Origin of the sequence: Janibacter massiliensis, assembly GCF_900289115.1 — a bacterium.
Classification (GTDB): Bacteria; Actinomycetota; Actinomycetes; order Actinomycetales; family Dermatophilaceae; genus Janibacter_A; species Janibacter_A massiliensis.
In genome coordinates this window covers 1-1,027 of record NZ_LT985208.1, presented here as the reverse complement: position 1 = coordinate 1,027, position 1,027 = coordinate 1, and the positions used below count along the sequence as shown (strand labels likewise).

1 protein-coding gene is annotated in these 1,027 nt (G+C 75.0%); it reads right to left on the bottom strand.

Annotation, left to right across the window (positions count from 1 at the left end):
• On the bottom strand, positions 1 to 880 hold an 880-nt coding region (locus tag DAA34_RS12030), incomplete at its 3' end, for a DUF222 domain-containing protein (RefSeq protein WP_158707752.1).
• Between the last annotated feature and the right edge of the window lie 147 nt (positions 881 to 1,027).

Below are 1,027 nucleotides of genomic sequence, written 5' to 3'. Positions count from 1 at the left end.
CCCGGCGGGCCTCGCCGGCGGTGAGGGTGTGCCCGGTCGGGGTGGATGCCACCGCGGTCGTCTCGTCCTGCAGGTCGCTCAGGCCGGTGGTGACCAGCACGGTCGCGGCGGTCTTGTCGTGGAGGTGGTCGGTCGGCAGCCGCATCAGCAGCGTCGCCAGGTCCTGGCCGTGCCGCCGTTGACGTGCCAGCTGACGGGTCCGGGGGTCGAGGTCCGGGTCCAGCCACGCCGGGCACGCCCGCCCCTGCTCGCCCGGCCCGCCATCACCCCCCCCACGGGCGCCGGTCCCGTGGGCGCCGGTCCCGTGGGCGCCGGTCCCGTGGGCGCCGGTCCCGTGGGCGCCCGTTCCGGGGGCAGCGGCCCGGCGGGTGTCGGTGCGGCGGGGTGAGGCCCTCGCCGCGAGGATGGTCCGCAAGGTGGTCCCGGCCAGGGTGGGGACGGTGAACTGGCCGTGCATCGTCCCGTCGCCGTTGTCCCGGATCCAGAACGAGCACTCCTCCCAGGCCCGGTCCTCGCTGCTGGCGGCCTGGGCGTGCTCGTGCGCGTCGACCTCCACGGTCGGGCGCCCGACCCGTTCGAGGACCCGCGCCGCGGCCCGCCGCAGGTCCCGCGGCCCCCGACCCCGCGCCAGGGCGATCAGCTCCGCCTCGCACCGCTCCCGATCCTCCGACCCCAGATGGTCCGGCAGATCGGCCAGGGCTCGCTGGATCACATCCACGTGCTCCCGCGAGATCGCCCCGGCCAGCTGCGCCCGACCCGTCGCCGACACCGTCACCGGCGCCCCCGGGGCACCGGGCCCCGTCTGCCCGTCCCGGGCCCCGTCCCCACCGTCCTCGACCAGACGCAACCCGCCGCCGTCCGGGCTCGTCGGAGCCGCCAACCCCGCCTCCTGCGCCGGCCGCTTATACACATCTGACGCTGCCGACGACTAGAGAGGCGGGCAGGTAGGAGCAGGGCGCTGAAGCAGGGAAAATGACTCTTATACACATCTGATGCGGCAGACGATCATGAGGGTGTGTAGATACGA